The organism is Bifidobacterium castoris (assembly GCF_003952025.1).
Taxonomy (GTDB): Bacteria; Actinomycetota; Actinomycetes; order Actinomycetales; family Bifidobacteriaceae; genus Bifidobacterium; species Bifidobacterium castoris.
The window spans coordinates 19,005-28,325 of record NZ_QXGI01000013.1 but is presented as its reverse complement, the minus strand read 5'-3'; the positions used below and the strand labels follow the sequence as shown (position 1 = coordinate 28,325).

6 protein-coding genes are annotated in these 9,321 nt (G+C 66.7%); 4 read left to right on the top strand and 2 right to left on the bottom strand.

Going from position 1 to position 9,321, the window contains the following annotated elements:
* Both D2E22_RS10695 and D2E22_RS10220 read left to right on the top strand, forming a co-directional pair.
* The coding region (locus tag D2E22_RS10695) for an LPXTG cell wall anchor domain-containing protein (protein WP_126032973.1) at positions 1–376 on the top strand (376 nt) is incomplete at its 5' end.
* A 222-nt stretch (positions 377–598) separates the two neighbouring features.
* A complete protein-coding gene (locus tag D2E22_RS10220; RefSeq protein ID WP_126032972.1) occupies positions 599–3,601 on the top strand; it encodes a glycoside hydrolase family 95 protein in 3,003 nt (1,000 codons plus the stop codon).
* Between the two features lie 88 nt (positions 3,602–3,689).
* On the opposite strand, the gene D2E22_RS10215 is transcribed toward D2E22_RS10220, so the two are convergent.
* The gene (locus D2E22_RS10215) at positions 3,690–4,442 is read right to left on the bottom strand and encodes an alpha/beta hydrolase (RefSeq protein WP_126032971.1); all 753 of its coding nucleotides are present in this window, start codon (positions 4,440–4,442) and stop codon (positions 3,690–3,692) included.
* A gap of 183 nt (positions 4,443–4,625) precedes the next feature.
* Between D2E22_RS10215 and dcd the strand changes: the two genes are divergently transcribed.
* Together dcd and D2E22_RS10205 are read left to right on the top strand one after the other, a co-directional pair.
* Positions 4,626–5,207 (top strand): dCTP deaminase, encoded by a 582-nt coding sequence (gene dcd, locus D2E22_RS10210; protein WP_126032970.1) that lies wholly within the window; start codon positions 4,626–4,628, stop codon positions 5,205–5,207.
* A 108-nt stretch (positions 5,208–5,315) separates the two neighbouring features.
* Positions 5,316–7,028 (top strand): hypothetical protein, encoded by a 1,713-nt coding sequence (locus D2E22_RS10205; RefSeq protein ID WP_126032969.1) that lies wholly within the window; start codon positions 5,316–5,318, stop codon positions 7,026–7,028.
* A 90-nt stretch (positions 7,029–7,118) separates the two neighbouring features.
* Here D2E22_RS10205 and D2E22_RS10200 read toward each other — a convergent pair whose 3' ends face one another.
* On the bottom strand, positions 7,119–9,191 hold the full coding sequence (locus D2E22_RS10200; RefSeq protein WP_126032968.1) for a Na+/H+ antiporter: 2,073 nt from the start codon (positions 9,189–9,191) through the stop codon (positions 7,119–7,121).
* Between the last annotated feature and the right edge of the window lie 130 nt (positions 9,192–9,321).

Below are 9,321 nucleotides of genomic sequence, written 5' to 3'. Positions count from 1 at the left end.
CCCCGACGGCAAGCATGATCCCGACGGCAAGCCCGGCAACACCGATCCGCTCAATCCGGACACGGATGGCGATGGTGTTTCGGACGGCGACGAGGTCACCGGCGCGAAGAACGACGGCAAGCCGACCAATCCGAACAAGGCGGATACCGATGGCGACGGTCTGTCCGATGGTGACGAGATCAAGAACGGCACCGATCCGCTTGATCCGAACGATCCGGGTAAGAAGGCCGCCGAACAGCCCAAGGGAGGCAACCCCGCCTCAACCGCACAGCTGAGCCAGACCGGTTCCAGCATCATCGCCTTGGTCATCACGGCCATCGTGCTGATGTTCGCCGGTGTGGGCGTGCTCGTGTTCCGCAAGCGCAGCAACAAGTGAATGACTGCCGGTTCCGGTCGCTGAACCGGAACCAGCCTCATTCCCCGTGCCGGACAGCCAGCTGGCAGCGACCATCGCCCTCACGGACGTGTGTCACTGCCTGTTGGCTGTCCCTCTATATCTCATCCATTCATTCATTCAACATCTTCTTATCCGAACACCGTCATCCCGGCGCAACGGCGCGCCACATGGAATCGACGGACCCATTGTAAGGTCACCCAGATGAAACAAATACGCAAGGCATTTCCCGCCCTGATCGGCCTCGCCACGGCCGTTGCGCTGCTCACGGCGCCGCTAACGGCCGTCGCGGACGAAACGGCGGCACCGAAGGACAGCCGTCCGCAGTTGTGGTATGCGCAACCGGCATCCGAGACGGCGTTGCGCCATAAGCCCGGCAACAACGTGTCCGATGCGGACAACCAGTGGCAGCAGACGACGCTGCCGATTGGCAACGGCCGGCTCGGCGGCACCGTGTGGGGCGAAGTCAGCAGAGAACGCATCACCTTCAACGAGGAGACGTTGTGGACCGGCGGCCCCGGCAGCGCCCCCGATTACAACGGCGGCAACAATGCGGCAAAAGGCCGTGACGGCGCGACGCTGCGGGCACTGAACGCCGAACTCGAACAGGGTGCCGACCTCGTCGACCCGGCCGATCTCACCGGCGGCGAGGACGCCGCCCAGCAAGGTTCCTATCAGAACTGGGGGGAGATCGACATCGACTATGGATTCAAGGACACCACCCACTCCTCCTACCGTCGCGGCCTCGACCTCTCCTCTGGGGTCGCCGACGTCTCCTTCGTGCATGACGGCACGACATACACGCGTGAATACTTCGCGTCCCACCCTGATCACGTGATGGTTGGCAGACTGACGGCGGACAAGCCGCAGTCCTTGACGCTCGACCTCGGCATGACGACGAACCAGTTCAGCAAACGCGGCGAGACGAAGGCCGTCGACGACGCGACTCTCATCGTGCGTGGCGCGCTCGGCAACAACGGGCTCAACTACGACGCGCAGATCAAGGTGGTGGCCGACGGCGGCCGCGTCGCAGCAGCGGCCGACGGCACGAGCTTGCATGTCTCGGACGCCGACGCCGTGACCTTCTACGTGGCTGCCGCCACAGACTACCGGCAGTCCTATCCGGCATATCGCACCGGTGAAAGCGCGGACGCGCTCGCCGAACGCGTCCGGGGCACGCTCGATGCGGCGGCTGCCCGCGGCTACGACGCCGTGCGCGCAGACCACGTCGCCGACCACAGTGCGCTCTTTGACCGCGTGCGGTTGCAGATCGGCGCGCCCGTCGACTATGAGGCAACGCCTACGGACGCATTGCTGGACGCCTACAGCGACGGCAGCGCCTCGGATGCGCAGCGGCGCGCGCTTGAGACGCTTGTCTACCAGTACGGGCGCTATCTCGCAATCGGCTCGTCGCGTGAGGACAGCCAACTGCCGTCGAATCTGCAGGGCATCTGGTCGTCGACCGCCGACGACAACGCGCATGGCAAGACGCCGTGGGGCTCCGACTTCCACATGAACGTGAACCTTCAGATGAACTACTGGCCGGTCTATTCATCCAATCTCGCCGAACTCTCGCAGCCGCTCATCGCCTATGCGCAGGGACTCGTAGAGCCGGGTCGCGTCACCGCGAAGACCTATGCGGGAGCCGCCACGCCGGTCGGGACGCCGATCGGCGCTGGCAACGGTTTCATGGCGCATACCGAGAACACGGCCTATGGATGGACGACGCCGGGCGCCGAGTTCTCCTGGGGATGGAGTCCGGCGGCGATGCCGTGGTTGTTGCAGAACGTCTATGAGGCCTACGAATACGGTGGCGACGTCGACCAGCTGCGCGACGTCATCTACCCGCTGCTCAAGGAGGAATCGCGCCTGTACATCGACTTCATGCTGCACCGCTCCGCGCAGAAGGCCTCCGACGGTTCAAACCGCCTGACGACAGGCGTCGCATACTCGCCGGAACACGGTCCGCAGGGCACCGACGGCAACACCTATGAGAGCTCCCTCGTCTGGCAGCTGCTGCATGACTCGATCGAGGCCGCGCGGACGCTGAAGACCGATGATGCGCTCATCGGCTCGACCGAGCACTGCACGGCGGATAATTGGGTGAAGGATCAGGCCGGCCATTTCGTTGATGCACAGGCGAACCGTTCATGGTCGTGCGCCGTCAGCCTGCTCAAACCGATCGAGGTCGGCGAGAGCGGTCAAATCAAGGAATGGTATTTCGAAGGCGCGCTCGGCAAGAAAGCCGACGGCACCGACATCCCTGCGTATGAACCGCATCACCGGCATATGTCGCATCTGCTCGGCCTGTTCCCCGGCGATCTGATCACGGTGGACAATGCCGCCTACATGGAGGCCGCGAAGACGTCGATGCTGCAGCGTGGGGATGACAGCACCGGCTGGGGCGTCGGCCAGCGCATCAATGCGTGGGCGCGCACCGGCGACGGCGACCATGCGTACCGTCTGATCGAACAGCAGCTGAAGAACGCGATGTACGCGAATCTCTTCGATGTGCATCCGCCATTCCAGATCGACGGCAACTTCGGCAACACATCCGGCGTCGACGAGATGCTGATGCAGTCGAATTCGACCTTCGTCGCCGATGACGGCGCGACCTACGCCAACTATGTGAACGTGTTGCCGGCGCTGCCGTCGGCATGGGCCGCGCAGGGACAAGTGCGGGGACTCGTGGCGCGTGGGGGCTTCGTCCTCGACATCGATTGGGCGCAGGGGCGTACGTCGCGCACGCATCTGTTGTCGCGCAACGGTGGCGCAGCCGCGTTGAAGCTCACGGCCGGAGGCGCCGCCGACTACACGGTGGTCGACGCGAAGGGCGCCGCTGTGCCGCACCGGTATGTGACGAATCGTGATGGTGCGACGTTGCTCGTGTTCGACACGGCGGCCGGTGCCGACTACACGGTCCTGCCGTCGAGCGAAGTCCCCGCGAAGCCCGGCGACGAGGCGGCCGAGCCTGCGAAGCCCGGCATCAAGGATGACGGCGGAGAGGATGCCACCGGGAAGGACGAGACCATCGCGAAGCAGCGGGATAAGGCGACGCGGCCCGTCAAGTCCGGTGCCGAGCCGTCCGCATCCGCGGATGTCGCCGACACCGGTTCGTCGGTGGCGCCGGTCGCGCTCATCGCGTTCGCGTCGGTCGTATCGGCGGTTGCGCTGCTCGGCTGCACGCGGTTGCGGCGCATCCGATAACGCCATGCGGTGATCGTTGCGCGCAGCGGGGCCGGGCGCCCCTGTCAGGGAGGGGCGCCCGGCCCCGCTGCGCGCAACGATTCAGAACTCAGATGATGCCCGACGAGATGTCGTGGTCGAGCAGCCACTGGCGCAGGTCGGCGAATTCGGGAAGGCTCACCGCATGGTCGAGGCCGCGGTATTCATGCGCTGTGAGCCATGTGTACTCCTCGAGCCATGCGAGCGTCTCGTAGATGTCGTACTTCGGCACGACGGTGTCCGCCGAACCGTAGCCGTAGAAGGTCGGGATGTTGAGTTCAAGCAGCTGTCCGTCGGCCGGATGGGCGGCATCGACGGCGCCCGGCGCGAGGAAGCCGGACAGGCTGATCGCCGCGCGGTAGCGTTCGGGGTGCACGCGCAGCAGCTGGATCGCCAGCATGCCGCCCTGCGAGAAGCCGATCGGCACGACGTCGCGGCCGACGTCGACATTCGCCGTCACCCACTCGTCGATCGCCGTGGCCGCCGCGAAGGCGTCGCGGTCGAGGTCCTCGCCGACCGGGATCGCGTCATGCAGCCACGAGTAAGCCCCCGGACGCATGGGGGAGGCCTCCTGCAGCACGAGCGGCGCGCGCAGCGAGACGTAATCGTTGTAGGGGGCCACATAGCGCATCATGTCGGCCAGATCGTCCTCGTTGGAACCCCAGCCGTGCAGACACAGGAACAGCGGACGGCCGCCGGCGGCGGTGGCGCCGTCGCGCGACGTGCGCGCGGCGGTGACGGTGAGCGGATCGCCGAAACGGCCGGGAACGACCGTCGACGGGCGCCCGATGAGGGCGCCACGGTCTTCGGATGCATCAGTCATACCGCCAATATACGCGCACCATGCGCGTCGCCGCCTCGTCGGCGTGCATGAATCAGCCGACCGCGGGATGGTCGTCCGGACGTCGCGGATGCGTCGGCGTACGCAATTACACTGAATCAAGCATGACCGTGCATATACGGCCATGGCATGGGAACCAAGCCGTCACGAAGGAGATGCTCCAAGATGCTGCTGTCCGATCGCGATATCCTCGCCGCGCAGGGCGAGGGCCATATCTCGCTCGATCCGTGGACGCCTGAAATGGTGCAGCCCGCATCGATCGACGTGCGTCTCGACCGTTTCTTCCGCCTGTTCAACAACCATGCGTACACCTATGTGGATCCGGCGGAGAACCAGGGTGAGCTCACCGAGCAGTTCGAGGTCGACCCCGGCGAGCCGTGGATCCTGCACCCGGGCGAGTTCGCGCTCGGCTCGACATGGGAGTACGTCAAGCTCGACGCGACGCTCGCCGCGCGCCTCGAGGGCAAGAGCTCGCTCGGCCGTCTCGGCATCCTGACGCATTCGACGGCCGGCTTCATCGACCCCGGTTTCGAAGGCCACATCACACTCGAGCTGTCCAATGTCTCGACGCTTCCGGTGAAGCTGTGGCCGGGCATGAAGATCGGGCAGATGTGCTTCTTCCAGCTGAGCTCGCCCGCCGAGCATCCCTACGGCTCGTCGGTGACCGGCTCCCACTATCAGGGACAGCGCGGCCCGACGCCGTCGCGCTCCTATGTGAACTTCTACCGCGCACAGATCACCGACTAGTGGTCGGCGCCCACGAACGTGCCCGTCGCGGCGTTCCCCGTTAGATGCTACGGATGCGCCCGCGTCGCCCGCGCGTCCGCATGAGATGAAGAGAGAGGCTGACGGCCAATGGCGAACAACTCCAACCCTTCCAATTCCGACCTGCAGTTTCCGAGCGATCCCGCCGGCGACATCGACCCCAGTCTGCAGCCGGTCGACGAGCGCGTCGACAGCGCCGCGCTGCGCTTCCCGTCCTTCGATGACGCGCCGACGCCGAAGCGCGAACCGTCGCGTACGCAGACCGCGGCATCCGCGCGGCCGTCGGCGCCGACTGCATCCGCCGATGCGGCGCCGACGATGCCGGTGCAGCCGCAGGCGGTGGCCGCGCCTGCCGAGACACAGGCGATGCCGACCTTCACGTTCGCGAATTCAAACACCGAGGCGCCGACGCAGGCGATGCCGCCGTCCGCCCCGTCGACGCTGGATGCCGATGCGGCCTCCGACGATTTCAACGTGCCGGTCTGGGGCGCCGCCGAGGGCAGCGCCGCCGCCGCGGACGACGAGCGGACCGAGCTGTTCCCGCCGGCGCCGACCCCCACATCGGTCAACACCCATACGCAGGCGGCGCAGGACGGCGCGGCGACGACGACGTTGCCGCCGATCACACCGCACGCCACACCGCGCGACGGGGACGCCCCCGAGGCTACGCAGGTGTTCGGCAGGACGGCGTCGTCCTATACGAACCCCGTCATCAAGCCGGCCGCCGAAACCGCGCCGGCCTCCTTCGAGCCGCTCGGGAAGGTCTCCGACGAGGACGACGGCGGGGAGCAGGAGTCCGAACCCAATAACGGCCGCCATGGCCGCAACCGGGGCGCGCAGGGCGGCTCCAACAAGAAGAAGATCGTCATCGCGGTCATCGCCGCGATCGTCGTCGTCGCGATCGTCGCCGCCGGCGTCGTGCTGTGGCAGCGCGGCAAATCGGCCGACGCGAAGAACGCGGCGCTCGCCTCCTGCCAGCGTTCGCAGCAGCTCGTCCAGACCGCGTCGGTTGCGCTCGACAAGGAGGTGAAGGCCGACGGCGACCTCGCGTCGACGTCGCAGGACGCCGTCGCCGACTCGTCGACGGTCACGAAGTTCGCCGACGCGCTCCAGCAGGCGACGACGCTGCAGAAGGACGCGCAGGACATCGACCAGATGTGCGCGGCGTCGCTCGCGCAGCCGGCGCTCGAACAGGCGGCGCGCAAGCTCGACGCGCAGGCCACGCAGATCGAGGACGCGACGAAAGCGCTCAAGGACGCCGCCTCCGCCGTCAACGCGTCGAAGGACGCGCGCACGAAGACGGACGGCATCAGGAAGGACCTGCAGTCGGCGATCGACGACGCGCAGTCGCTTTACGACGAGTCAGCCGGTCTCGTCGCCGACGAGGCGACGCGCGAAGCGCTGCTATCGGCGATCGACGACGCGAAGAAGACGGCCGCCGACGCGGGTCTCACGCAGGAGGCCGCCGACAAGGAGCGCGATGCGCTGCGCGCGGCAGGCGACACGGTGCGCGCCTCCGAGGACGAGCTGACGGCGGCGAACGCGGCCGCCGCCGAGGCGCAGCGCCAGCAGGCGCTCCAGGACGCGGCGAACGGTGCACAGCAGCAGCCGGGACTCGACGGCACCGCCACCGATGGCACCGTCAACGGCGGCGTCAACGGCGGCGACGCGGCCGGTACGACGACCGGCGGCGATGCGATGGTGAACGGCGGCACCGGCGTTCCGCCGACCGGCGACGCCGGCACGACGGCCGTACCCGGCGATGAGGCCGGTGCAACGACCGGCGGCGATGCGCTGCAGTAAGCCGGGAAGCCCTCATCGGGCACCACATGCACAAGGCGGCGCCGACCATCATGGCCGGCGCCGCCTTGTGCATGGGCGCGGGATGCGCCGCTAGAAGTTCGCGTCGGCGGCGACGCTCATCACGTAGACGTTCTTGCGCAGCTGCTTCGCCTGCGCGCGCGTGATGTCGCCGTTCTCGAGCATGTCTTGGATGACGCCGAGCTCGATGCCGAAGCTCTCGCGCTTGACGGCGTCGATCCGCGTGGACATCGCAGCCGAGTTGCGCATGTTCGGCCGCGACTTGAGCGACGCCTCGGCCCGGCGGTAGTCGAGCAGCAGCCCCGACACGATCTCCGTGTCGTAGGTCGTGCTCGTCATCTCCTCGTAAAGCCGGTCGATGACGTGGTCGATCGCGTCGGTCTGCAGGTCGCGCATGCTGCCGTACACTTCGTCCTCGCTGAACATCGGCGTGCTGCGGCGGATCTTGTTCGTCGCACGCCGCGAGACGATGACGGTGCGCCGCTGCAGCGAGTGCGCGCGTCCCTTGATCTGCCACAGCACATGCGACGAGTCGCGTTCGGTGTGCGTGTGGCGCAGCGTCGTCATGATCTGGTCGAGCAGCCGTTCGCAGGCCTCGACGCGGATGTCGCGTTCATGCGCGTCGATCAGCGGGTCGATGCGCGTCTCCGCGAGCCGGCGCTTGACGTAGTCCTTCTCCCAGTCGAGTGCGGCCAGCTGCAGCTCGGCGCGCGCGTCCGCGTTCGACTCGCCGAGCCGTTTCTTCAGCCGTGTGATGCGCTGCGTGTACGAATTGATGACGGCCATGACGGGCGTGCGGTTCTCGTCGGTCGTCAGTTCGGCGAGCTCCTCGACGGTGCGCCGCAGCACCTCGATCGAGGCTTCGGTGATCTCGCGGGATTCGGCCGCCGCCTTGTTCGGCGCGATGATTGGCAGCAGGAAGTTCGCGAGCAACAACGTGACGATGATGACGCCACCGGCGATGAAGATGAGCTCGTCGCGCATCGGGAACCATTCGCCGCTTGCGAGCGTATAGGGAATCGTGAACATCAGCGACAGCGTGATCGTGCCCTTCGCGCCGCCGAAGGTCATGACGGCTGCCGAACGCCAGCGTTCCGGCGTCATGCGGCGGCGTTTGCGCGAATCCTCGGCGCGCGCCAGGCGCAGCATCGCGGACACCCACAGGAAGCGCAGCCCGACGATGACGGCGGAGACGCACAGGATGATCGTCATCAGCGTCCAGTTGCTGATCGACGGGTTGTCCCAGCTCGCGCGCATCGCGCCGGGCAGCAGCAGGCCGAGCAGGATGAACACGGCGCCGTTGAGCGAGAACGAGAACACCGACCATACGCTCGACGCGACGATGTTCGTGCGCGCGACGTTCGGGCCGATGCCGGTGCGGTCGAAGCGCATCGTCAGACCGGCGGCGACGACGGCGAGGATGCCGGAGACATGCACGGCCTCGGCGCCCAGATACAGCAGGAACGGCAGGAACAGCTCGAGCAGGATGCGCGACGTCGTCGTCTCCCAGCCGAGCTGACGCGAGGTCTCGAACAGCCAGTTGGCGACGATGCCGACGACGAGTCCGAACAACGCGCCGCCGAAGAAGGAGACGACGAACTCTCCGACCGCCTCGGTCACGCGGAACTGGCCGGTGACGGCCGCAGTGATCGCGAACTGGAAGCCGACGATGCCGGATGCGTCGTTGAACAACGATTCGCCCTTGAGCACGCCGATCTGGCGTTGAGACAGCGAGGCCTCATGACTCAGCGAGCTGACCGCGACGGCGTCGGTCGGACCGAGCGCGGCGCCGAGCGCGAGCGCCGCGGCGAGCGTGAACATCGGCCAGATCGCGTGCAGCGTGAACCCCACGACGACCATGATCGCGATCGCCAGTCCAACGGCGAGCGACAGCGACAGCTTCAGTGATTTGAGCAGCTGGCTTTTGTTGATCTCATGCGCCTCGAGGTAGAGCAGCGGCGCGATGAACAGTACCATGAACAGTTCCGGGTCGAGTTCGGTGGCCGGCATGAAGCCCAGCTGCGCCATGAGCACGCCGAGCGCGATCTGCACGAGCGGCGTCGAGATGCGCGGGATGAAGCGGCTCAGGAACGAGGAGAGCAGCACGGCGGCGACAATGCCCAGAATCAGTTCGAAAATCGCCACAGTCGGTCCTCCTTGGCCTTTTTGCCGTTGCCGTCACGTCACGCTGTCCCCGCTCGGAGCGTTCATCAGGGGGATACGGTTCAGCATAGCAAGGGGCGCGTTACCGGCATGTGGCGCATCGTATGATGGC

Bases quoted from the DNA above. Each gene is read 5' to 3' on its own strand.
- D2E22_RS10220 (WP_126032972.1), top strand. From the start codon at position 599: ATGAAACAAATACGCAAGGCATTTCCCGCCCTGATCGGCCTCGCCACG.
- D2E22_RS10215 (WP_126032971.1), bottom strand. From the start codon at position 4,442: ATGACTGATGCATCCGAAGACCGTGGCGCCCTCATCGGGCGCCCGTCG.
- dcd (WP_126032970.1), top strand. From the start codon at position 4,626: ATGCTGCTGTCCGATCGCGATATCCTCGCCGCGCAGGGCGAGGGCCAT.
- D2E22_RS10205 (WP_126032969.1), top strand. From the start codon at position 5,316: ATGGCGAACAACTCCAACCCTTCCAATTCCGACCTGCAGTTTCCGAGC.